20 protein-coding genes are annotated in these 21,458 nt (G+C 71.4%); 11 read left to right on the top strand and 9 right to left on the bottom strand.

Translation table 11 applies throughout. The annotated features are described in order from the left end of the window. Positions 1-45 precede the first annotated feature (45 nt). The 3 genes from RISW2_RS15145 to RISW2_RS15135 are packed head-to-tail and all read right to left on the bottom strand — an operon-like array spanning position 46 to position 2,928. Entirely contained in the window at positions 46-1,062 is a 1,017-nt protein-coding gene (locus RISW2_RS15145) for a YcjF family protein (RefSeq protein WP_043772827.1), read from the bottom strand. Next, entirely contained in the window at positions 1,055-1,516 is a 462-nt protein-coding gene (locus tag RISW2_RS15140; protein ID WP_043772825.1) for a GNAT family N-acetyltransferase, read from the bottom strand. The genes RISW2_RS15145 and RISW2_RS15140 overlap by 8 nt, the downstream gene beginning before the upstream one ends. After that, positions 1,513-2,928, bottom strand: a complete 1,416-nt coding sequence (locus tag RISW2_RS15135; protein WP_043772823.1) for a YcjX family GTP-binding protein — start codon at positions 2,926-2,928, stop codon at positions 1,513-1,515. The genes RISW2_RS15140 and RISW2_RS15135 overlap by 4 nt, the downstream gene beginning before the upstream one ends. Positions 2,929-3,036: 108 nt before the next feature. Here RISW2_RS15135 and RISW2_RS15130 point away from each other — a divergent pair, with 108 nt between their 5' ends. Then, entirely contained in the window at positions 3,037-4,572 is a 1,536-nt protein-coding gene (locus RISW2_RS15130; RefSeq protein WP_043772821.1) for an ATP-dependent DNA helicase, read from the top strand. 160 nt (positions 4,573-4,732) lie between these two features. Then, a complete protein-coding gene (locus RISW2_RS15125) occupies positions 4,733-5,722 on the top strand; it encodes a glutathione S-transferase family protein (protein WP_043772936.1) in 990 nt (329 codons plus the stop codon). Here the strand turns inward: RISW2_RS15125 and RISW2_RS15120 are convergent, their stop codons facing one another. Continuing rightward, positions 5,723-6,091 (bottom strand): response regulator, encoded by a 369-nt coding sequence (locus RISW2_RS15120; RefSeq protein WP_043772818.1) that lies wholly within the window; start codon positions 6,089-6,091, stop codon positions 5,723-5,725. Positions 6,092-6,265: 174 nt separating this feature from the next. On the opposite strand from RISW2_RS15120, the gene RISW2_RS15115 reads away from it, so the two are divergent. Continuing rightward, positions 6,266-7,459, top strand: a complete 1,194-nt coding sequence (locus RISW2_RS15115) for a lytic murein transglycosylase (protein ID WP_051492070.1) — start codon at positions 6,266-6,268, stop codon at positions 7,457-7,459. Positions 7,460-7,468: 9 nt separating this feature from the next. Here RISW2_RS15115 and RISW2_RS15110 read toward each other — a convergent pair whose 3' ends face one another. Further along, positions 7,469-8,692, bottom strand: coding sequence for an ROK family transcriptional regulator (locus RISW2_RS15110; protein WP_051492069.1), 1,224 nt, complete (start codon positions 8,690-8,692; stop codon positions 7,469-7,471). A 217-nt stretch (positions 8,693-8,909) separates the two neighbouring features. Here RISW2_RS15110 and RISW2_RS15105 point away from each other — a divergent pair, with 217 nt between their 5' ends. From RISW2_RS15105 to RISW2_RS15095, 3 genes are all read left to right on the top strand, one after another. Further along, a complete protein-coding gene (locus RISW2_RS15105; RefSeq protein ID WP_043772817.1) occupies positions 8,910-9,935 on the top strand; it encodes a sugar ABC transporter substrate-binding protein in 1,026 nt (341 codons plus the stop codon). Positions 9,936-10,060: 125 nt separating this feature from the next. After that, a complete protein-coding gene (locus RISW2_RS15100) occupies positions 10,061-11,140 on the top strand; it encodes an ABC transporter permease (RefSeq protein ID WP_043772815.1) in 1,080 nt (359 codons plus the stop codon). Continuing rightward, positions 11,137-11,919 carry an ATP-binding cassette domain-containing protein gene (locus RISW2_RS15095; protein WP_043772814.1) on the top strand — a complete coding sequence of 261 codons (783 nt, stop codon included), beginning with the start codon at positions 11,137-11,139 and terminating at the stop codon, positions 11,917-11,919. The genes RISW2_RS15100 and RISW2_RS15095 overlap by 4 nt, the downstream gene beginning before the upstream one ends. Before the next feature lie 56 nt (positions 11,920-11,975). Here the strand turns inward: RISW2_RS15095 and RISW2_RS15090 are convergent, their stop codons facing one another. Next, positions 11,976-13,121, bottom strand: coding sequence for an alkane 1-monooxygenase (locus RISW2_RS15090; protein WP_043772812.1), 1,146 nt, complete (start codon positions 13,119-13,121; stop codon positions 11,976-11,978). Between the two features lie 114 nt (positions 13,122-13,235). Further along, positions 13,236-14,234 carry an A/G-specific adenine glycosylase gene (locus RISW2_RS15085; protein WP_244437587.1) on the bottom strand — a complete coding sequence of 333 codons (999 nt, stop codon included), beginning with the start codon at positions 14,232-14,234 and terminating at the stop codon, positions 13,236-13,238. Positions 14,235-14,428: 194 nt separating this feature from the next. On the opposite strand from RISW2_RS15085, the gene RISW2_RS15080 reads away from it, so the two are divergent. Genes RISW2_RS15080 through RISW2_RS15070 form a run of 3 tightly spaced genes read left to right on the top strand, consistent with a single transcriptional unit; the run spans position 14,429 to position 16,802 of the window. Then, positions 14,429-14,947, top strand: a complete 519-nt coding sequence (locus RISW2_RS15080; protein ID WP_043772811.1) for a DUF721 domain-containing protein — start codon at positions 14,429-14,431, stop codon at positions 14,945-14,947. A gap of 53 nt (positions 14,948-15,000) precedes the next feature. Beyond that, positions 15,001-15,681: a DsbA family protein gene (locus RISW2_RS15075; RefSeq protein ID WP_043772808.1), complete on the top strand. Its 681-nt coding sequence runs from the start codon at positions 15,001-15,003 to the stop codon at positions 15,679-15,681. Further along, positions 15,678-16,802: a CaiB/BaiF CoA transferase family protein gene (locus RISW2_RS15070; RefSeq protein WP_043772806.1), complete on the top strand. Its 1,125-nt coding sequence runs from the start codon at positions 15,678-15,680 to the stop codon at positions 16,800-16,802. Before RISW2_RS15075 ends, RISW2_RS15070 begins: the two co-directional genes overlap by 4 nt. Positions 16,803-16,810: 8 nt before the next feature. On the opposite strand, the gene RISW2_RS15065 is transcribed toward RISW2_RS15070, so the two are convergent. Both RISW2_RS15065 and RISW2_RS15060 read right to left on the bottom strand, forming a co-directional pair. Beyond that, positions 16,811-17,764 (bottom strand): saccharopine dehydrogenase NADP-binding domain-containing protein, encoded by a 954-nt coding sequence (locus RISW2_RS15065; protein WP_043772804.1) that lies wholly within the window; start codon positions 17,762-17,764, stop codon positions 16,811-16,813. After that, on the bottom strand, positions 17,761-18,813 hold the full coding sequence (locus tag RISW2_RS15060; protein ID WP_043772802.1) for a saccharopine dehydrogenase: 1,053 nt from the start codon (positions 18,811-18,813) through the stop codon (positions 17,761-17,763). Before RISW2_RS15060 ends, RISW2_RS15065 begins: the two co-directional genes overlap by 4 nt. Before the next feature lie 226 nt (positions 18,814-19,039). Between RISW2_RS15060 and RISW2_RS15055 the strand changes: the two genes are divergently transcribed. Next, positions 19,040-20,221: an aminotransferase class I/II-fold pyridoxal phosphate-dependent enzyme gene (locus RISW2_RS15055; protein ID WP_043772800.1), complete on the top strand. Its 1,182-nt coding sequence runs from the start codon at positions 19,040-19,042 to the stop codon at positions 20,219-20,221. Between the two features lie 30 nt (positions 20,222-20,251). Then, positions 20,252-21,458, top strand: a 1,207-nt coding sequence (locus tag RISW2_RS15050; protein WP_043772798.1) for a DNA translocase FtsK 4TM domain-containing protein, incomplete at its 3' end; no start/stop codon positions are given.

Genomic DNA, 21,458 nt, shown 5'->3' with positions numbered 1-21,458 from the left:
GGCTGGCCCCTCGCCGGCGGGACGGTCGGGCCCGGGGCGCCGCCCTCAGGCGCCGGCGCGGCCGAACAGGCCGGTCAGGCTCTGCGCCACGAGGCCGCGCACCGAGGGGCGCGTCTCGGCCGTGAAGGGCACCGGGCGGCAGACCTCCATCGCCGCCACGCCCACGCGCGCGGTGAGCGCGCCGTTCACCACGCCCTCGCCGAAGCGGCGTGACACCCGCGCCAGCATGCCGCCGCCGAGGATCGGCTCGATCAGGTCGTCGCCCACCGCGACGGCGCCCGTCGCCACGAGGTGCGAGAAGACGGCCCGCGTCAGCCGCCAGGACCCGAGCGTGCCGGAGCGGCCGCCATAGATTTCGGCGATGCGGCGGATCATGCGCAGGTTGGCGGCGAGCGCCGACAGCACGTCCGCGAAAGCGAGCGGCACGAAGGCGGTGACCGCCGCCACCTGGCGCGCGGCGGCCTGCACCTCGCGCCGGGCCGCGGCGTCGAGCGGGGCGAGCAGCTCGGTCTCGGCCAGGGCCAGCAGCGCCTCGCCGTCGAACACCTCCTCGGACCGCTCGGCCAGCCGGTCGCGGCCCCAGCGCGTCTCCTCGCGGCCGGAATAGAGCTTCACGAGCCGCGTGGTCACCGAGCGCGCCGCCTCGACCGAGCCCGAGGCGCGGGCGGCGGCGGCGTCGCGGTGCAGGTCGTCGAGCCGCGCGAGCCGCGCGAAGGCGGCGAGCTCCTTGACCACGATGGCGAGCGCGACGAGCGCGAAGAGCCCGAACAGCACGCCCACCGCGAGCCCGAGCCACGCGTTCTCGGTCACGAGCCGGGTGACGAAGTTCCACGCCATGATCGAGGCCACGGTCACGACGATGGCGACCGCGAGCCGCCAGAACCAGCGGGCGAGCCGCGACGGGCGCCGCGCGGCGATGGTCGCCGCCGCCTGCATCGCCGCGCCCTGCGGCGGTTCCTCGGGCCCGAGATCGGGCACGGGCGGCGCCTCGGCCGGCCCCGCGGCCGGGCGCTCCGCCTCGTCGATGTCGAACAGGACCGGTCCGCGGCGTCTGTCACTCATGGGGGATGCCCTCGCGCGACCAGTGGAAATGGATGTCGGCCAGGCCCTCGTCGTTGCCCGCGCCGTCGGTGCGCGCGATCTCGGCAAAGCCCTCCCGCGCGTAGAAGCGCCGCGCGCGCTCGTTCCGCGCGAAGGTCCAGAGGCGCAGCTCGGGGCTGCGGTCCTTGGCGTCGTCGACCAGCCGCCGGCCGATGCCCTGTCCCTGCGCCTCGGCCGCGATCATCAGCGCGTGCACGTAGGCGCCCTCGCGCGCAAGGAATCCGAGGATGCGCCGTTCCGGCGCCTCGGCCACGGTGACCCAGCCGGCCTCGATCATGCGGCCCGCCTCGGCGATGTCCTCGGCGGCCGAGCGCAGGCGCGGCTTCCACGGCACGTCCTCGACCGCATCTGTCAGAAGCGCGCCGAGGCGGCCTGCATCGGTCGGTCGGGCGGGGCGGAGCGTCAGCGCGGTCACAGCCGGTCCCCGATCAGGAACTGCGCCGCGCGGTCGAGCCGGATGTGCGGCGGCCCCTCGCCGGGTTTCAGCGTGAGCGGCGCGGGCGCGAAGCTCATGATGCCGTACTCGCCGTCGAGCCAGCGCTCCGCCCCCTCGCGCGCCGGCGACAGGAGCCGCGCCGGATCCTCGGGCAGCTCGCCCGGGTAGAACGCGGCGCTGCGCCCGGTGTCGAGCAGGGTGCCGCGGACGCAGTCGAGCGCCTCGCCCTGGTGCTGGCGCGTCTCCTCGACGGTGGCGCGCAGCGCGGCGATCGCCATCGACTGCGTCTCGGCCCCGGCAAAGCGCGCGCGCTCGGCCGCGTCGCGCGTCAGCGCCGCCATGATCGCCGCGAGCCGCGGGTGCTGGCGGTGGTGCAGGTGGTCGGCCTTGGTGGCGGCAAAGAGGATCTTCTCGACCCGCTTGCCCACCAGAAGCTGGGACAGGAACGCGTTGCGCCCCGGCCGGAAGGCGCCGAGGATGTCGGCCATGGTGCGGCGCAGGTCCTCGACCGCCTGCGGTCCCTTGTGGATGGCGCCGAGCGCGTCGACCAGCACGATCTGCCGGTCGATGCGGGCGAAGTGGTCGCGGAAGAACGGCTTGACCACGCGGGCCTTGTAGGCCTCGAACCGCCGCTCGAACTCGCGCCAGAGCGACCGGCGCGGGGCAGCGTCGAGGGGCGGAAGCGGCGCGAAGGTCAGGACCGGGCTTCCCGCGAGGTCGCCGGGCAGCAGGAAGCGCCCGGGCGTGCAGTCGGAATAGCCCGCGCGCCGCGCGGCGTTCAGCGTGTCGGTGAAGCTGTCGGCGAGCGCGCGGGCGCGGACCTCGTCGAGCTCGGCGCCCGCGTCCTCGGCCCGTGCCATGGCGATGAAGTCCTGCGCCATGGGCCGCGCGGCGTTCCGGGCGAGGGTCTCCTCGCTCCACTGCCGGTAGGTCTTGTCGAGAAGCCCGAGGTCCAGCAGCCATTCGCCGGGATAGTCGACGATGTCGAGATGCACCGTGCGCGCCCCCTGGAATCCGGCGAGCAGGCCGCGCGGACGCACCCGGAACGACAGGCGCAGCTCGCTGATCGCGCGGGTCGAATCGGGCCAGCGGGGCGTGGGGGCGGTGAGCGCGCCCAGATGCGCCTCGTAGTCGAAGCGCGGCAGGGTGTCGTCGGGCTGCGGTTGCAGGAACGCCGCCTCGATCCGCCCGTCGGCGGCGGCGAGGAGCTGCGGCATGCGGCCCCGGTCGGTGAGGTTCGCCACGAGCGAGGTGATGAAGACGGTCTTTCCCGACCGCGCGAGTCCGGTCACGCCGAGCCGCACCACCGGTTCGAGGAAGGTCTCGGACACCGTGCCGGTCACGTTCTCCACGCCCGTGCGCAGGCGGTCGGCGATGTCTCCGAGGATCACGAGGAGGCTCCGTGGGTCATGTCCAGCCCTAGATAGAGACCGCGCGCGCCGGATGCCAGTGCTGCGGCCCTCTGGCGGATAGGGCGCCGCGGCGATAGGGTCGCGCGCATGAACGTGCCGGCGGTGACCTTTTCCGACGACCAGGCACAGGCCTGGGACAACGTCGCCGCGATGCTGCGCGGGGCGGGCATCGACCTTGTCCGCGGGCAGGTGCTGCCCGCGAAGGGCGGCTCGGGCCGGCTGATGGCGCTCATGGGCAAGGCCGGGTCGGGCAAGACGCTGCTTCTGGCCGAACTCTGCAAGGCGCTGGCCGACGCGGGCGTCGAGCTCGTGTCGGGCGACTACGAGAGCCGGCGGAAGCGCGAGCGGCGCACGCTCGCGGTGCTCGCGCCCACCAACAAGGCGGCGAGCGTCCTGCGACTGCGCGGCGTGCCGGCGACCACGATCCATCGCATCCTCTACACGCCGGTCTACGATCCCGAATACGAGCGCATCGCCGAGTGGCTCATGGGCAATGCCGAACGCCCGTCGATCGAAGGACTGACCGACGAGGCGCTGGACCGCGCGCAGGCCTCCTACGAGGCCCACAGTTCCGTGCCGGCGGCGCTGGCGGCGGCGGGGCTGCGCGGCTCGGACTTCATCTCGGGCTGGAAACGGCGGGAAGAGCCGCTCGACATCGGCTTCGTGGACGAGGCGTCGATGCTGGACGACCGGCAGGTGGAGGACCTGCGCGAGATCTTTCCCAACCTCGTCCTCTTCGGCGATCCTGCGCAGCTCGCCCCGGTGAACCAGTCGGGCAAGATGGTGTTCGACGATCTCGACGCGTCGCAGAAGCTGGAACTGAACCGCATCCACCGGCAGGCGGCGGACAACCCGATCCTCGACCTCGCCCATGCGCTCGCCGATCCGGCACTGGGCTTCGAGGACTTCGAACGCCTGGTGGAGCGCAAGGCGGCCGAGGACGACCGCGTGGTCTGGGGCAGCCGGGTCGAGGTCGACCTGATGGCGCGCTCGCCGGTCCTCGTCTGGCGCAACGCCACGCGCATCCGGCTCATCAATGCCTTCCGCGCGGTGCACGGCGCGCCCGAGACAGAGCTCCTCGAGGGCGAGCCGCTGATCTGCGACGGGCTCGAGCTGCCGCTCAAGCACCGCAAGAAACGGCTCGACCTCGAGGCGCGCGGGCTCATCAAGGGCGCGCAGGTGATCTATCTCGGCCCTGGCAAGAAGCCCGGCTTCTCGCGGCTGCACGTCATGGGGGCCGAGGAACCGCGGATCTCGGCCGCCTCGATCGTGAAGATCGAGAAGCCCGACACCGAGGAGCCGTTCATCCCCTATGCCGCGCGCATGGGCGCGGCCTTCCTGCACGGCGCGGCGGTGACGATCCACAAGGCGCAGGGCTCGCAATGGGAGAACGTGCAGGTCTTTGCGCCCGACCTCTACGCCGCCGCGCGCATGGGGCGCGTCGAGGCCGGCCAGCCCCTGTGGAAGCGGCTCGCCTACGTGGCGATCACGCGCGCGTCGGGCCGGCTGATCTGGGTCGTCCGCAACAGGCTGTCGCGGCCGACCGAGCCCCTGCGCACCGACGATCTCGAGGCGCCGGCGGCGCCCCTGCGCCTGTCGGCCGAGGACCCGCAGGACGCCTGAGCCGCCACCCGTGGCCGCTGCAGCCCGCGCACGCACAAGACCTGCCTGTTCCCGCCCGGATATGTGCGCTCATGCAGGGCATCGCTGCGCACAGGGCGCATGACGTGGCCGCCCGCACGACCTAGCTTTGGCCAGAAACCGGCCAATGCAGGAGGAGGTCATGGGACTTCTCGTCGACGGAGTTTGGCACGACAAGGGCTACGACACCGACAAGACGGGCGGAAAGTTCGTCCGCTCGGAAACGGCGTTCCGCAACTGGGTGACCGCGGACGGCACGCCCGGCCCCTCGGGCGAGGGCGGGTTCGAGGCCGAGAGCGGCCGCTACCACCTCTACGTCTCCTATGCCTGCCCGTGGGCGCACCGCGCGCTCATCTTCCGCAAGCTCAAGGGGCTCGAGGACCATATCGGCGTCTCGGTCGTGCATCCCGACATGCTGTCCGAGGGATGGGAGCTGCGCTCGGACTTTCCCGGAGCCACCGGCGACGCGCTGTTCGGCTTCGATTACCTGCGCGAGGTCTACCTCAAGGCCGACCCCGGGATCTCGGGGCGCGTGACGGTTCCCGTGCTCTGGGACCGCCAGCGCGAAACCATCGTGTCGAACGAATCGGCCGAGATCATCCGCATGCTCAACTCGGCCTTCGACGGCATCACCGGGAACCGCGAGGATTACTGGCCCGAGGACCTGCGCGACGCGATCGAGCCGGTGAACGCGCGCATCTACGACACGGTGAACAACGGCGTCTACAAGTCGGGCTTTGCCACCTCGCAGGAGGCCTATGACGAGGCGGTCCGACCGCTCTTCGACAGCCTCGACTGGATCGAGGACATCCTGTCGCGGAACCGCTACCTGATGGGCGCGCGCCTCACAGAGGCGGACTGGCGGCTCTTCACCACGCTGATCCGGTTCGACAAGGTCTATCACGGCCACTTCAAGTGCAACCGCAACCGGATCGTCGACTTCCCGAACCTCTGGGGCTACACCCGCGAGCTCTACCAGTGGCCGGGCGTGGCCGAGACGGTGAATTTCGACCACATCGTGCGGCACTACCATTACAGCCACGAGTCGGTGAATCCCTACCGGATCCTGCCCATCGGTCCCGATCTCGACCTCGACGCGCCGCACGGGCGCGGTCGGCTCGAGGCCGCCTGATCAGGACAGCCGGGTGGTCGCGCAATGCTCGACCAGGGCGGCGATGTCGTCGGGATCGGTGGCCGCCGGCAGATAGGCGCGCACGTTCGAGAACAGGTTGAAGATGTTGCCGTCCGAAAAGAACGTCCTGCGCGTGACGAAGATCACGCTGCAATCGGGGCGACGGTAGCTGGCGAAATCCGCCAGCGCCACCGCGCTGCCCTCGGCGATCTCGAGGTCGAGCACCATGGCATCGAAGGGGATGACGCAGAGAAGCCGCGCCGCCTCGCCCTGGCCGGCGGCGCACCAGACCGTGGCGCCCATCCTCTCGATGTGGCGGCGCCAGAGCGTGCACAGCGCGGTGCGGCTTTCGACGATGAGCACCTTCACGGAAATCGTCCCGACAGCTTGTCCCAGTGATACACCCTTATTTTCTGAATGTGTCATAAATCTGGGCCGATGCGTGTACCGAATTCCGGTCAGGCCCCGGGGTCCGCATGCTTGCCGGGCGCCGCGCGGGCGCTAGCGTCGGGCGCGATACGTCGCCTTTCCGAGGACCCGCCCATGCGCCGCACCGTCCGACCCGCCATCCTGTTCCTCTCTGCGGCCGCCTGCCTTGCCGGCCCGCTGTCGGCCCAGGAGGCGCCCTGCGGCGGCCCGTTCGACGCCTTCCTCGAGGCGGCGCGGCAGGAGGCGGTGGAACGCGGCGCCGACCCGGATGTCGCCGCGCGCTTCTTCGACGGGCTGCGGCAGGATCCCGATGTGCTGGCCGCGGACCGACGGCAGGGCATCTTCCAGGCGCCGTTCATCGACTTCTCGCGCCGGCTCATCAGCCAGAACCGCATCGAGCGCGGCCGGCAGCTGGCCGACCGGCACGCGGCGACCTTCGACGAGATCGAGCGCCGTTTCGGTGTCTCCCGCGGCATCCTCCTCGCCTTCTGGGCGTTCGAGACCGATTACGGCGCGGTGCAGGGCGATTTCAACACGGCGAACGCCCTCGCCACGCTCGCGCATGATTGCCGCCGGCCCGAGCTCTTCCGGCCGCAGCTTTTCGCTGCGCTCGAGCTCCACGCGCAGGGCGACCTCGATCCCGCGACCACGACCGGGGCCTGGGCGGGCGAGATCGGCATGGTGCAGATGCTGCCCGAGGACATCATCGAGAACGGCATCGACGGCGACGGGGACGGGCACGTTCGGCTCAAGTCCTCGCCCGAGGACGCGCTCCTGTCCGGGGCCAGCATGCTGGCGAGCCTCGGCTGGCGCGCGAACGAGCCGTGGCTCGAGGAGGTGGTGATGCCGGCGGAGTTCGACTGGCACGCCACGGGGCTCGAGACCACGCGCAGCGCGACGGACTGGGCCGCGGCGGGCGTTACGGCGCGCGACGGCAACATCGACCGGCCGGACCTGCCCGCGTCGATCGTCCTGCCGCAGGGCAGGGGCGGGCCTGCCTTCCTCGCCTATCCGAACTTCCGCGTGCTCTTCGAGTGGAACCAGAGCTTCACCTACGTCCTGACCGCCGCCTATTTCGCGACGCGCCTCGAGGGCGCGCAGATCTACGACGCGGGAAATCCCGCGCCCGGGCTCGACGGCGACGCGATGAAGCGGCTGCAGGAGGCGCTGCAGGCCCGCGGCCACGACGTGGGGGAGATCGACGGCATCCTCGGCGCCGGGACCCGCGCGGCGGTGCGCGACGTGCAGCGCGACCTGGGTCTTCCCGCGGATGCCTGGCCAACGCCCGGCCTGCTCGACCGCCTTTAGGACCCCGCGTCAGACCTGCTTCAGGAAGGCGGTGCTGTCGATCAGGTAGCGTTCGGACAGCGGCAGGCTCGCCGCGCCGAGCGTGCGGGCGTCGGGCCCGACCGTGCCCTCGACGATGGACGGCGCGTTGAGGCCCGCGAGGTTCATCCGCGCCAGAGCGGCGCGTGTCGCGTCGGTCAGCCGGGTACGGAAGGCGGAGGGCAGCCACCCGTCGATCATCACCAGGTCGAAATCGACGAGAGAGATGGACGCGGCGATGGCGTGCGCCATGGCCTGCGCGGCATCCTCGATCCAGGCCGCCGCCGTGTCCTCGGGCAGCTCCCAGAGATCGGGATCCTCCCAGAGCCAGCCGGCGCTGCCGCCCCGCGCCTCGACCATGGTCTCGAGCACCGACAGCGACGCGGCGTCGAGCAGCTGGCGGCTGCCATCGGGGCCCGGCACCGGCATGGACCCCAGCGCGCCCGCATTGCCGGTATGGCCCGAGAACACGTTGCCGTTCAGGACGAGGCCGCCGCCGATGAAGTATCCCACGAAGAAATAGAGGAAATCCGACTGCGCGACCGGATCGCCGAACACCAGTTCGGCACCGCAGGCGGCGGTCGCGTCGTTCTGCAGGAAAACCGGCATGTCGACGTTGTCCGCCAGTTCCTGCCGCAGGTCGCGGTGGCGCCAGTCGTCGAGGCGGCCGGGCTCCACCCCGATGATGCGCGCCCAGTCCCAGATCAGGAACGGCATCGCGATGCCGAGCCCGGCGATCCGGCGCGCCTTGCCCGCCGGCAGGGCTCCGGCGAGTTCCGCCATCCCCCGGGTGGCGAAGCGCAGCGTCGCGTCCACGTCGGGGTAGCGGTAGGTCGTGCGCGTGCGCGCCACCACCTCGCCCAGGAAATCGGTCAGGATCAGGTCGGCGCTGCGCCGCCCGACCTTGAGCCCGAAGAAGAACGCGCCGTCAGCGGCAAGCCGCATGGGCACCGAGGGCTGACCCACGCGCCCGCGCACCGGCGCGCCCTTCACCAGGAGGCCGTCAGCCTCGAGCGCGCGCATGATCACCGACACGGTCTGCGCCGAGAGCCCGGTGGCGCGCGCGATGTCCGCCTTGGCCAGCCCGCCATGGCGGCGCACGAGGCTCAGCACCAGCCGTTCGTTGTGCGCGCGCATGCCCGACTGGTTCGAGCCCCGCGTTCCTGCAAGGGCGCCGATCTCGGGGGTGATGTCGGAATGTTCGGCCGGCGCCATCGGGATGCCTCGTGCGGACGTGCGATGCCTGATGGTTCTGCAAAATCAGGCGCCTGTCAATTATAAATCAGAGTGATTTATTTATTCTTGACTCATCCCTGCGATTCTGGGAACTCTGTATGCGACGGCAGCGCGGCCAACCGCGTTCCGGGGCGGTCGCAAGCAACTTTAGCGAGATTCTCGCGGCCGGGTGATCTTTTTTCGGGAGGAGACAGACATGAAACGGACAACCCTCGCCACCCTCTTGGGTGCCGCGGCGACGGCCACCGTCCTGGCCGCGCCGGCACATGCGCAGGAAGACATCGGCGCGTGCATCATCACCAAGACGGACACGAACCCGTTCTTCGTCAAGATGCGCGAAGGCGCGTCGGCGAAGGCCGAGGAACTCGGCGTGACGCTGAACAGCTATGCCGGCCAGGTCGACGGCGACAACGAGGCGCAGGTGGCTGCGATCGAGACCTGCATCGCCAACGGGGTGAAGGGAATCCTGATCACCGCCTCGGACACCGCGGCGATCGTGCCGGCGGTCCAGCAGGCGCGCGACGCGGGCATCCTCGTGATCGCGCTCGACACGCCGCTGCAGCCGGTGGACGCGGCCGACGCGACCTTCGCGACGGACAACTTCCTTGCCGGCGAACTGATCGGCCAGTGGGCGGCGGCGAAACTCGGCGACGCCGCGGCGGACGCGCGCATCGCCATGCTCGACCTCGCCATCAGCCAGCCCTCCGTCGACGTGCTGCGCGACCAGGGCTTCCTGCAGGGCTTTGGCATCGAACTCAACGATCCCAACGTCTGGGGCGACGAGGAGGACCCGCGCATCGTCTGCAACGAGGTCACCGCCGGCAACGAGGAGGGCGGGCGCACCGCGATGGAGAACTGCCTCGCCTCCGACCCGTCGATCAACGTGGTCTACACGATCAACGAGCCGGCGGCGGCGGGCGCCTACGAGGCACTGCAGGCCATGGGCAGCTCGGACGTCACCATCGTGTCGGTGGACGGCGGCTGCCCGGGCGTGCGCAACGTCGCCGACGGCGTGATCGGCGCGACCTCGCAGCAATACCCGCTGCGGATGGCTTCGCTCGGCATCGAGGCGATCGTGCAATACGCTCAGGACGGCACGCTGCCGACCCCGAGCGAGGGCAAGGACTTCTTCGACACCGGCGTGGCGCTCGTGACCGACAACCCGGTCGAGGGTGTCGACTCGATCTCGGTCGAGGAAGGCCTGGAGCTCTGCTGGGGCTGATGCCCCGGCCGGGAAGGGGCGGCGCGCCCGCTCCTTCCCTCTGTCGCACGCGCGTTGCCGGCCGTTTCGTGATAGGCTGGACGCAAGGCGCCTGAGACGCCGTCATTCAACCGGGGGGAGAACCCATGTCAGAGACCGCCTCGAAGGGGCAGGACTACGAGTCCTCGTTGTCCAGCGCCAGCAACCGCGTCGCCGAGTTCGAGGACACGCGCAAAGGCCTCATCCATCGCATCCAGCACGCGCTGCACGTGACGCCGGCCCTGGTGCCGCTGATCGTGCTGCTGGCGGCCATCGTCATCTTCGCGCTGACCCTGGGCTCGCGGTTCTTCTCGCCCGGCACGCTGACGCTGATCCTGCAGCAGGTGCAGATCGTCGGCATCCTCGCCGCCGCGCAGACGCTGATCATCCTGACCGCGGGCATCGACCTGTCGGTGGGGGCGATCGCGGTGTTCTGCTCGGTGATCATGGGGGCCTTCACCTTCCGCTACGGCATTCCGCCGCTCTTCTCGATCCCCGCGGGGCTCGCGGTCGGCACCGCGATCGGCGCGGCCTCGGGCTGGCTCGTGAGCCGGGTCAAGCTGCCCCCCTTCATCGTGACGCTCGGCATGTGGCAGATCGTGCTCGCCGCGAACTACCTCTACTCGCGCAACGAGACGATCCGCAGCCAGGACATCAACGAACAGGCGCCGCTCCTCGGGCTCATGGGCGAACGGTTCCAGCTCGGCGGTGCCATCATCACCCTGGGCGTGGTCGCCATGATCGTCCTGGTGGTGGTCCTCGGCTACTGCCTGCGCTCGACCGCCTGGGGCCGCCACGTCTACGCGGTGGGCGACGACGCCGAGGCGGCGGAACTCGCCGGTGTGAACCGCCACCGCACGATCATGTCGGTCTACATGCTGGCGGGCTTCATCTGCGGCATCGCGGGCTGGGTGATGATCGGCCGCTTCGGATCGGTGTCGCCTTCGGCGTCGACCGGCGTGGTGGGCAACATCCAGTCCATCACCGCGGTGGTGATCGGGGGCATCTCGCTCTTCGGCGGGCGCGGCTCGATCTACGGCGCCTTCTTCGGGGCGCTCATCGTCGGCGTGTTCGAGCTCGGCCTGCGCATGGCGGGGGCCAACGCGCAGTGGACCTACCTTCTCATCGGGGCGCTCATCATCGGCGCCGTGGCCGTCGACCAGTGGATCAGAAAGGTGACGTCATGACCCAGCAGCCCATCCTCGCCGCCCGCGGGCTCGTCAAGCGCTACGGCAAGGTCACCGCGCTCGACCGCTGCGACTTCGACCTCTACCCGGGCGAGATCCTCGCGGTGATCGGCGACAACGGGGCCGGCAAGTCGTCCCTCATCAAGGCGCTGTCGGGGGCCGTCACCCCCGACGCGGGCGAGATCAGGCTCGACGGCAAGCCGGTCACCTTCGAGAACCCCATCGCCGCGCGCGAGCACGGGATCGAGACGGTCTACCAGACGCTCGCCATGTCGCCGGCCCTGTCGATCGTCGACAACATGTTCATGGGCCGCGAGATCCGCAGGTCCGGCTTCATGGGAAAGTACCTGCGCAAGCTCGACAAGGCCGCGATGGAAAAGTTCGCGCGGGAAAAGCTGAACGAGCTCGGCCTGATGACGATCCAGAACATCGGGCAGGCGGTCGAGACGCTGTCGGGCGGCCAGCGCCAGGGCGTCGCGGTGGCCCGCGCGGCCGCCTTCGGATCGAAGGTCATCATCCTCGACGAGCCGACCGCGGCGCTGGGCGTGAAGGAAAGCCGCAAGGTGCTGGAGCTGATCCAGGACGTGAAGCGGCGCGGCATCCCGATCGTGCTTATCAGCCACAACATGCCGCACGTGTTCGAGGTCGCCGACCGCATCCACGTGCACCGGCTGGGCCGCAGGCTCTGCGTGGTCGATCCGAAGAGCATCACCATGAACGACGCGGTCGCGTTCATGACGGGCGCCAAGGAACCGCCCTCGGACCTCGCGGCGGCCTGAGGCGTCTCGCATCGCCGTGCCGGGCCCGTTCCCCAAGGGGGCGGGCCCGCACGCGTTCAGCGGGGATCGGGCGTGGCGTGGCGGTTGTAGGGCGTCCAGTCCTCGATGTCGGGATAGAACTTGCGCCGCCAGGCGCGCACCCGCGGGTTCATCACCCGCCGCCAGACCGGCGGGATCATCGCCGCCACCGTCATCACCGGATAGCCGTAGGGCAGCTGCGGCGCCTCGTCCTCGTCGTAGGTCTGCAGCAGCGGAAAGCGCCGGTCGGGCTTGTAGTGGTGGTCGGAATGGCGCTGCAGGTTGATGAGCAGCCAGTTCGACGCCTTGTGCGAGGCATTCCACGAATGGCGCGGCTTGACGTGCTCGTACCGCCCTTCGCCCAGGTGCCGGCGCGTCAGACCGTAATGTTCGACGTAGTTCACCAGTTCGAGCTGCCAGATCGCGACGCCCGCCTGTGCGAGAAAGAGCAGCACGCCGGCCCCGCCTCCGAGGACCAGCGCCATGGCCAGGAACCCCGCCTGCAGGCCCCAGTAGATCCAGAACGGGTTGCGCCGGTGCCACCACGGCAGGCCCCGCCGGGCCAGCATGTCGCGCTCGGCCCGGAAGGACGAGGTCAGCGACTGCCGCAGCACGCGCGGGTAGAAGCGGTGGAAACCCTCGTTGTAGCGCGCCGTCACCGCATCGCGCGGCGTGCCCACGTAGCGGTGGTGCACCAGCAGGTGCTCGGACCGGAAATGCGCGTAGAGCACCATGGCCAGCAGCAGGTCGCCGAGCCGCCGTTCGGCCGCGTTCCTCTGGTGCATGAGCTCGTGCGCGTAGTTGATCCCCACCGTCCCCGAGATCACGCCCATGCCGAAGAAGACGCCGAACGCCTCGAGCCCGTCGAGGTGGTCGGCGCGCGGCACGTACCACAGGAGCCCGGCCAGCGTCGCGACCTGCACCGGCGCCCAGACGAGCGTCACCAGCCGGTACCAGAAAAGCTGCGCCTCGTCGGTCGCGGGATCGGCGTTGTCCTGGTTCACCCCGAGCGCCGCGTCGAGCGCCGAGAACATGTACCACGTCACGAGCGGCGTCAGCAGCACCCACGCGCCGCCCTTGATCGCGCCGAGCCACAGGATCGGCACGAGAAGGAGCGACAGCCAGAACGGGAGCGCAGCCGACAGGCGCGCCACGTCGGCGGGGGGCAGGGTGCGGGCGGGCATTCCAGGTCTCCGTCGGAGCGTTCCGGGGCAGAGGTTACGGCCCCGGCGCGGGCCGTGCCAAGCGCCGCGTCGCCGCAGAGTGAACGGCGCGGGCGGGCTGTTGCGCGCCGCGGCTCAGCGCGGCCGCGCGAGGTCGAAGGCCTTGCGCATGACCGTGGGCAGGTCCGCCGGGCGGAACTCCTCGAGGGGCACGAAGCCGCCGCGCTCCGGCGTACGGTCCATGGGCACGAGCGCGGTGCGGATCTCGAGCCGCAGGTGGAAATGCGTGAAGGTGTGGCGCGCTTCCTCGGGCAGCGTCTTCCACTCGGCGCGGATCGGCGGCGCGTCCGTGGGCGCGCCTGCGGCCGCGTCGATCCAGTCGGATCCCGGCCAGCCCAGCATGCCGCCCAGAAGCCCTTTCTCGGGCCGCGTCTCGAGAAGCCACGCGCCGTCGACGCGGCGGGCGAGGTAGGCGATGCCGCGGCGGATCGGCTTGCGCGCCTTGGGTGTCTTCGCGGGCAGGGCAGGGGCGGTGCCCGCGTGCCAGCCCGCGCAGGACGGCCGCCACGGACAGAGTCCGCAGGCCGGGTTCCGCGGCGTGCAGATCGTCGCGCCGAGGTCCATCACCGCCTGCGCGTAATCGCCCGGTCGCGTCTCGGGCGTCAGGTCGGCCGCGAGGCGCGTCAGCACGGGCTTGGCCGCGGGAAGCGGCGTCGGCTCGTCGTGCAGCCGCGCCATCACCCGCTCGACGTTGCCGTCGACCACGGTGGCCGGGATGTCGAAGGCGATCGCGGCCACCGCGGCGGCGGTGTAGGGTCCGATCCCCGGCAGCTTCAGCAGCGCCGCGTGGTCGGCGGGAAAGACGCCGCCATGCTCGCCCGCGACCGCCCGCGCGCACTTGAGGAGGTTCCGCGCCCGCGCGTAGTAGCCGAGGCCCGCCCAGGCGGCCATGACCTCGGCATCCTCGGCCGCGGCAAGAGCGGTGACGTCCGGCCAGCGGGCGGTGAACGCCTCGAAATAGGGGCGCACCGCGGCCACCGTCGTCTGCTGCAGCATGATCTCGGACAGCCAGACGCGGTAGGGATCGGGGCGGATGCCCGCGGCGCGGGCGCGCGGGCCGGTGCGCCACGGCATCTCGCGCGCGTGCCGGTCGTACCACTCGAGCAGGTCCTCGGCCTGCGCCGGGGGCAGTGCCGGGGCGGTCGGGGAATATCCGGTGTCCGTGCTGTCACGCGACATGACGATCCTTTGAGCCTGTCGGATGCTTGCCGGGTCTGGTGCCTGCGGCCGCGATCACTAGAATAGGGTCGATGGAGAGGATGCAAGCCATGGTTCGACGCCGCACGTCCACCTACGGATTCACCCGAACCTCGGCGCTCCTGCAGGGGCGGATCCGGGCCGCGTCGGAAAGCCGCGGCTTCGCCCAGTCCCGCCTCCTGACCCAGTGGCCCGAGATCGCGGGCCCCGACATCGCCGCCATCAGCCGCCCGGTCGAGATCGGCTATGGCCGCGGCGGCATGGGGGCGACGCTGACCCTGCTGACGACCGGGGCGCATGCGCCGGTCCTCGAGATGCAGAAGGACACGCTGCGCGACCGGGTGAACGCGGTCTACGGCTACAACGCCATCGCGCGCATCCGCATCACCCAGACCGCCGCCACCGGGTTCGCCGAGGGGCAGGCGAGCTTCGTGCACCGTGCGGAGCCTGCGCCAGAGGTCGCACCCGATCCCGCGCTCACCGCGCGCGCCCGCGACGAGGCGGGCGGCGTCACCGACGAGGGCCTGCGCGGCGCGCTCGAGCGCCTCGCGCTCAACGTGCTGGGCCGACGGCCCGAAACCGGGCGCTGACGCGACCGCGTCCGTCCCAGAACGACACCAGACACACGAGAGGCATCCCACCCATGAAACGCACGATTTCGACCGCGGCGCTCGCCGCGATTCTCGCCGGCGGCGGGTTCTGGTTCGCCGGACTTTCCGCCCCGGGCGGCGCCCCGGTCCTGCCCGGCGCCGCCATGGCGCAGGATGCCGACGCTCCGGCCGAGGAGATCGAGATCACGGACATGGCGATCGGGGCCGAGGACGCGCCGGTCGAGGTGATCGAATACGCCTCCTATACCTGCCCGCATTGCCGCACCTTCCACGAGACGGTGTTCGAGGATCTCAAGGAGAACTACGTCGACACCGGCCAGGTCCGGTTCGTCTACCGCGAGGTCTATTTCGACAAGTACGGCATGTGGGCGTCGCTCATCGCGCGCTGCGGCGACGACACGCAGCGGTTCTTCGGCATCTCCGACCTGATCTACGACGGGCAGGAGCAGTGGACGCGCGCCGGTTCGGATGCCGCCATCGCCGAGGAACTGCGCAAGATCGGCCGGCTCGCCGGCCTCTCGAACGACCAGCTCGAAGGCTGCCTGACCGACGGCGCCAAGCTGCGCGCGCTCGTCGACTGGTACCAGGCCAACGCGACCGAGGACGACGTGACCTCGACGCCGACCTTCATCATCGACGGCGAGAAGCACTCGAACATGGGCTACGACGATTTCTCCGCCATCCTCGACGAGAAGATCGCGGCGGCCGAATGACCGTTTCGGCACCGCGCGGGCCGCTCGAGGGCGTCAAGGTCGTCGAGTTGGCCCGCATCCTCGCCGGCCCCTGGGCCGGCCAGACGCTCGCCGATCTGGGCGCCGAGGTGGTGAAGGTCGAGGCGCCCGCGGGGGATGACACCCGCCAGTGGGGTCCGCCCTTCATCGACCGGGGCGACGAGCGCAGCGCCGCCTATTTCCACGCGTGCAACCGCGGCAAGCGCTCGGTCGTCGTCGACCTCGCGAGTGCCGAGGGGCAGAAGACCATGCGCGGTCTCGTGGCCGATGCCGACATCCTGATCGAGAACTTCAAGGTCGGCGGGCTCGCGAAATACGGCATGGACTACGCGAGCCTGTCGGCGCTGAACCCGGGGCTCATCTACTGTTCGATCACCGGGTTCGGGCAGGACGGGCCCTACGCGCATCGTGCGGGCTACGACTACATCATCCAGGGCATGTCGGGCTTCATGTCCATCACCGGCGATCCGGACGGCCAGCCGCAGCGCGCGGGCGTGGCGGTCACCGACCTCTTCACCGGGCTCTACTCGGTCGCGGGCATCCTCGCCGCGCTGCACCAGCGGCAGCGCACCGGCCGCGGCCAGCACATCGACATGGCGCTTCTCGACTGCGCCGTGGCGGCGACCGCCAACCAGGCGATGAACTACCTCTCGACCGGCACGCCGCCCGGGCGGACCGGCAACTACCACCCGAACCTCGCGCCCTACCAGGTCTTCGACTGCGCCGACGGCTTCTGCATCGTGGCCACCGGCAACGACGCGCAGTACCGCCGGTTCTGCGGGCTCCTCGGCCTTCCCGATCTCGCGGAGGCGCCGGAATACCGTACCAATGCCGACCGGATCGCGCACCGCGCGGCGCTGACCGCCGCGCTGACCGAGGGCACGAAGCGCATGACTCGCGCGGCGCTCCTGTCCGCCTGCGAGGACCAGGGCGTGCCGGCGGGTCCGATCAACGACATGGCCGAGGTCATGGCCGACCCTCAGGTCGTCGCCCGCGGGCTCAGGATCGATCCCGACGGCGTGCCCGGCGTGCGGGCGCCGTTCCGCTTTTCCGACGCGCATCTCGTCACCGACCGCGCGTCGCCGAAGCTCGGGCAGGGCTGAGCCGCGGCTCAGCGCAGGTGATCGACGGTCTCGAGCCGCCGGACCAGCGGCGCGATGACCTCGAGCCACGCGGCCGCCAGGTGCGGGTCCGCGGGCGCGATGCCGACGCCCGCCGGAACCTTGCGGCCGAGTGCCGCCTCGGCGGCGAGAGACACCGGCACCGATACGAGCGCCGCCCGAGCATCGCCCGCCTCGAGAACCGCGCTCCTGTGCCAGAGGGTCGCGCCGGCCCGCTCGGCGGCGAGCGAGACGCAGATCGCGGCGGCACCGGGATCGGGCAGCACCATCCGCCCGCGCACGGCGCTCCGCAGCCGCCAGGTCGGGTCGATGCTGTAATCCTCGACCATGCGCAGCGCGTCCCCCGCAGGCACCACGTCGACGCGCGGGCTGGCGCGGAGCGGCAGCGTCGCCTGCCACGCCGCGTCCCGGGGATCGCCTACCGCGAGGTCCTCGAACCCGCGCCGCAGCCGGGTCGCGCCCGCGTCGGGCCGTGCGCCCGGAAGGCCCGAGAGGGACATCACGTCGAGCACCGCATCGGGGTCGTGGTCCGGCGCCTGCCGCCAGTCGCGCACCAGCCCCTGCGCCAGCAGGTGGTCGATGCCGGGCGCGAATCCGCATTCCGCGAGGACGCGCGCGTCCTTGATCTGCGCGCGGGCATGCAGCGCGCGGAGCGCGGGCGTCAGGTGGCCCGGGCACACGAAATGCGCGGCCCGCTGCAGGGCGAGCGTCGCGAGCTCGGCATGCCGGTCGGCGGGCAGCATCGACACGACCACGTCGCCGTCCTGCACCTCCTCGGCAAGCGCCCCGGCATCGTATTCGCGCAGCCGCTGCGTCAGGTCGCCCACCGCGTCCTCGGCCGCGTCGAGATCGCGGCTCCACACCACGACCTCGTGCCCGGCGATCACCAGCCGGCGCAGGCCGGGCGCCGCCGCCCGCCCCGTGCCGACCCAGTGGACGCTCATCGACCGGCCGGCGCGGCGAAGCGGTGGAAGGTGTCGCGTGCCCGCGTCCAGATGCCGTCGGGATCCGCCTCGAGCCCCAGGAGATGCGGCAGGAGCTGGCCCGCGAAGTCCACCGTGCTTTCCCGCGGCAGGAGCGAGGGCAGGTTGTCGATGGCCATCACGTCGAGGACCGGTGCCCCGTGCACGCGCCGCGCGGGGTGCTGCCAGTCCGTCGGCGCGTCGTAGACCTGCACCGGCGAGAAGTCGGACCCGGGATCGCAGGCGATGTCGCCGATCACGGTCAGCCGCCGGGGCCGGGTGACCGCATCCGCGGGCACGAAGACCGGCGCGCCCGGCTGGGCGAGGATGCAGTTGAGGAAGACGTGGTGCGCCAGCACCTCGGGGAACGGGCCGCCATGGCGCGTCTCGGCCACGTCCCAGCGCGTGGGCAGCAGGCCCATGCGCTGCAGGAAATCGGTGGCCCCGGTGCCCGTGCGCCCGAGCGCGCCGATCACCAGCACCGTGGGCAGCGCGCCGGCGAGCCCCGCGCGCAGGTCGGCCTCGAGCGTCGCGGCGTCGGGATGGGCCGACAGGGGCGGGCAGGTTCCGCCATCGGCCTGGGCGATCCACGACATGAGCGCCACCGCGGCGCCGGCATAGCCCGCCCAGTACCCGAACGCGGCCACGCGCCGGCCACCCGCGTCACAGAGGTATTCAAGGTCGTAGAGCGTGCCGCCGCCCGCGCGGAACCGGTCGAGAAGCCGCGCGCCCGCGGCCTGGCCCTTGTAGGCGTGGCCGAACATCACGTGCCGGTGCACGAGCGGCGCGTCCTCCTCGGGCAGTTCCTTGAGCCCGAGGATCCACGCGTCCCGCGGCGCGCCGCGCCAGCCGCCTTCGGGCGCGATGGCGGCCCCGGCCGCGCGGTAGTCCGCGAGCGGCAGCGCGCGCTGCTCGCTCTCCTCGACCGTGACATCGTGTCCCGCCTCGCGGAGCGTGCGGACACCGTCGGGGGTCAGCGCGGTGCGGGCCTCGTTCGGCCTCGTTTCGGCGCGAAGCCACAGGTGCGGCATGGTCGGATCCCTCGGCGCTGCGTGCGTTCCCGGCTGCCCCGGAGCCTTAGCGCGGATCGCGCGGGCGGCAAAGCCGCGTGCTGCGGTCCGGCAGCCCGAGGGGCGTTGCGACCTTCCTGCCACAGGACCCCGGTGGCCCACCTCGGTGCTGGACGGAGAAGCCGCGCTTTCGTATCCTCGCCCCAAAGGCGGGACGGCAAAAGATCCCGGACAGAGGCAGTTGAGCATGTTTCCCGATCGGTTTTCGAACCTTCCGGCCTACGCGTTCCCGCGTCTGCGGGCCCTGCTCGACGTGCATCCGCCCGGCGGGCCGGTCACGCACATGACCATCGGCGAGCCGACGCACGCCTTCCCGCCGTGGATCACCGACATCATCGCCGAACATGCGGCCGAGTTCGGCCGCTACCCCACGAACGAGGGCACGCCCGAGCTTCTCGCGGCGATCTCGGACTGGCTGCGGGCCCGCTACGGCGTGACGGTCGATCCCGACACGCGGATCATGGCGCTCAACGGCACGCGCGAGGGGCTCTACAACGCCGCGATGGCGCTCTGCCCCGAGACGAAGCGCGGCCAGCGGCCCGTGGTGCTGTCGCCGAACCCGTTCTACCAGGTCTACGCCGTTGCGGCCCTGTCGGTCGGCGCCGAGCCGGTCTTCGTGAACGCGACCGACGCCACGGGGCATCTGCCCGATTATGAAAGCCTGCCGGCCGAGGTGCTCGACCGCACGGCGCTGGCCTATCTCTGCTCGCCCGCGAATCCGCAAGGCGCCGTGGCCTCCCGCGAGGATTGGGCGCGGCTCGTCGCGCTCGCCGAGAAGCACGATTTCCGCATCCTCGCCGACGAGTGCTATTCCGAGATCTGGCGCGACACGCCGCCACCGGGCATCCTCGACGTCGCGGCCGAGATGGGCGCCGACCCCGAGCGCATCGTGGCCTTCCATTCGCTGTCGAAACGGTCGAACCTGCCGGGCTTGCGCTCGGGATTCGTCGCGGGCGGACCGCAGAGCATCGCGCGGATGCGGCAGCTGCGCGCCTATGCGGGGGCGCCGCTGCCGCTGCCGCTTCAGCGGGTGGCCGAGGCGGTCTGGCGCGACGAGGCGCACGTGGACGAGAACCGCGCGCTCTACGCCGAGAAGTACCAGGATGCCGACCGCATCCTCGGCAACGTGCCGGGATACCGCAGCCCCGAGGCCGGGTTTTTCCTCTGGCTGCCGGTCGAGGACGGCGAGGCCGCGGCGGTGAAGCTCTGGCGCGAGACCGGCGTCCGGGTCCTGCCCGGCGCCTACCTCTCGCGCGACACGGACAGGGGGAACCCGGGCACGGGATACGTGCGCGTGGCGCTGGTCGCCCCGCGCGAGGAAACCGCGGACGGGTTGGAGCGCCTGCGCGCCTGCCTGTTCCCGGACTGACAAGAGAAAAGACCGATCAAGAGGCGAAGGATGGCATATCAGGCGCGGGGGCGGGATCCCCTTTTCGACAGCGACATGGCGACGGCGCTCGAACGGCGCGGCAAGGAGCTGGCCGGGCTTGCGCTGATCGTGCTTGGCCTGATGGCCGCCGCCATGATCGGGTCCTACACGCCCGAGGACCCCTCGTGGCTCGTTGCCACCGACGCGCCGGTGCAGAACTGGATGGGCCGCTTCGGCGCGGCCTTCGCCGCGCCCCTTTTCATGATCGTGGGCGCCGGGTCCTGGGCGATCGCCGTGGTGCTCGTGGTCTGGGGCGCGCGGCTCGTCCTGCACGCGGGCGAGGAGCGGGCGATGTCGCGGGTGATCTTTGCCCCGATCTGGATCGCCGTCGCCTCGATCTACGCCGCCGGCCTGACCGCGGGCCCGGAATGGAGCCATTCCTTCGGTCTGGGCGGGCTCTTCGGCGACATGGCCATGGGCACGCTCATGGGCATCCTGCCGCTCGGCGCGGGACTGAGCCTCAAGGTCGCGATGGTCCTCATGGGCGCGGGCGTGATCGCCTTCGGCGCCTTCGTGCTCGGCTTCACCAAGGCCGAGCTGCAGAACATCGCGCGGTTCCTCGGCGTGGGGGCCGTGGTGACCTATGTCGCCTGCCTGCGGGTCCTGTCGCGGGTCGCGGGTCACGGCGCGGCCGGTGCCGTGCGCGGTGCGCAGGCCGTGCAGGCGGCGCACACTGCCCGCCGGGAACGCCGCCGGGTCGAGGCCGAGGAGGCCGCGGAGTGGGAAGCGGCGCAGGCCGCCGTCCCGGCGCCGTCCTCGCGCGTGAGGCGCGCGGTGCCCGCCGCGCCCGAGTTCCACGACCTGCATGTCGAGGACGGTGACGACGACGTGCTCGATCCCTACGACTATGCCGACGCCGCACCGGCGCCCGAGCGCGGCGGCTTCCTGTCGCGGATGCCCTCGCTCATCCGCCGCCAGGACCCGATGCCCGAGCCCGAACTCGTGGAGCAGGGCGTCATGTCCGACGAGATCGACCCGCCGGGCGAGGACCGCGTGCGCGCCAAGATCGCCGACGCGATCCGCGCGCGCCTCCGCGCCACGCCCGAGGCGCGCATCGCCGCCGAGACGCCGCTGACCAAGGGGCGCGGTCGCCGCCCGGCGCCGCTCATCGCCGACACGCGCCGCCGGTCCGCGCTTCCGCCCGAGCCGCCGCTGACGGCCGCGCATGCGCGCGCCG

This window comes from Roseivivax isoporae LMG 25204, assembly GCF_000521865.1.
GTDB classification, from domain to species: domain Bacteria; phylum Pseudomonadota; class Alphaproteobacteria; order Rhodobacterales; family Rhodobacteraceae; genus Roseivivax; species Roseivivax isoporae.
The sequence above is the reverse complement of the archived record's forward strand: the minus strand, read 5'-3'. Positions and strand labels throughout refer to the sequence as shown.

Excerpts from the sequence above, each read along its gene's own strand:
- RISW2_RS15145 (WP_043772827.1), bottom strand. The coding sequence starts at position 1,062 with ATGAGTGACAGACGCCGCGGACCGGTCCTGTTCGACATCGACGAGGCG.
- RISW2_RS15075 (WP_043772808.1), top strand. The coding sequence starts at position 15,001 with ATGAAACGCACGATTTCGACCGCGGCGCTCGCCGCGATTCTCGCCGGC.
- RISW2_RS15070 (WP_043772806.1), top strand. The coding sequence starts at position 15,678 with ATGACCGTTTCGGCACCGCGCGGGCCGCTCGAGGGCGTCAAGGTCGTC.
- RISW2_RS15115 (WP_051492070.1), top strand. The coding sequence starts at position 6,266 with ATGCGCCGCACCGTCCGACCCGCCATCCTGTTCCTCTCTGCGGCCGCC.
- RISW2_RS15110 (WP_051492069.1), bottom strand. The coding sequence starts at position 8,692 with ATGGCGCCGGCCGAACATTCCGACATCACCCCCGAGATCGGCGCCCTT.
- RISW2_RS15125 (WP_043772936.1), top strand. The coding sequence starts at position 4,733 with ATGGGACTTCTCGTCGACGGAGTTTGGCACGACAAGGGCTACGACACC.
- RISW2_RS15095 (WP_043772814.1), top strand. The coding sequence starts at position 11,137 with ATGACCCAGCAGCCCATCCTCGCCGCCCGCGGGCTCGTCAAGCGCTAC.
- RISW2_RS15100 (WP_043772815.1), top strand. The coding sequence starts at position 10,061 with ATGTCAGAGACCGCCTCGAAGGGGCAGGACTACGAGTCCTCGTTGTCC.
- RISW2_RS15065 (WP_043772804.1), bottom strand. The coding sequence starts at position 17,764 with ATGAGCGTCCACTGGGTCGGCACGGGGCGGGCGGCGGCGCCCGGCCTG.
- RISW2_RS15085 (WP_244437587.1), bottom strand. The coding sequence starts at position 14,234 with ATGCCGTGGCGCACCGGCCCGCGCGCCCGCGCCGCGGGCATCCGCCCC.
- RISW2_RS15090 (WP_043772812.1), bottom strand. The coding sequence starts at position 13,121 with ATGCCCGCCCGCACCCTGCCCCCCGCCGACGTGGCGCGCCTGTCGGCT.
- RISW2_RS15055 (WP_043772800.1), top strand. The coding sequence starts at position 19,040 with ATGTTTCCCGATCGGTTTTCGAACCTTCCGGCCTACGCGTTCCCGCGT.
- RISW2_RS15130 (WP_043772821.1), top strand. The coding sequence starts at position 3,037 with ATGAACGTGCCGGCGGTGACCTTTTCCGACGACCAGGCACAGGCCTGG.
- RISW2_RS15080 (WP_043772811.1), top strand. The coding sequence starts at position 14,429 with ATGGTTCGACGCCGCACGTCCACCTACGGATTCACCCGAACCTCGGCG.
- RISW2_RS15105 (WP_043772817.1), top strand. The coding sequence starts at position 8,910 with ATGAAACGGACAACCCTCGCCACCCTCTTGGGTGCCGCGGCGACGGCC.
- RISW2_RS15060 (WP_043772802.1), bottom strand. The coding sequence starts at position 18,813 with ATGCCGCACCTGTGGCTTCGCGCCGAAACGAGGCCGAACGAGGCCCGC.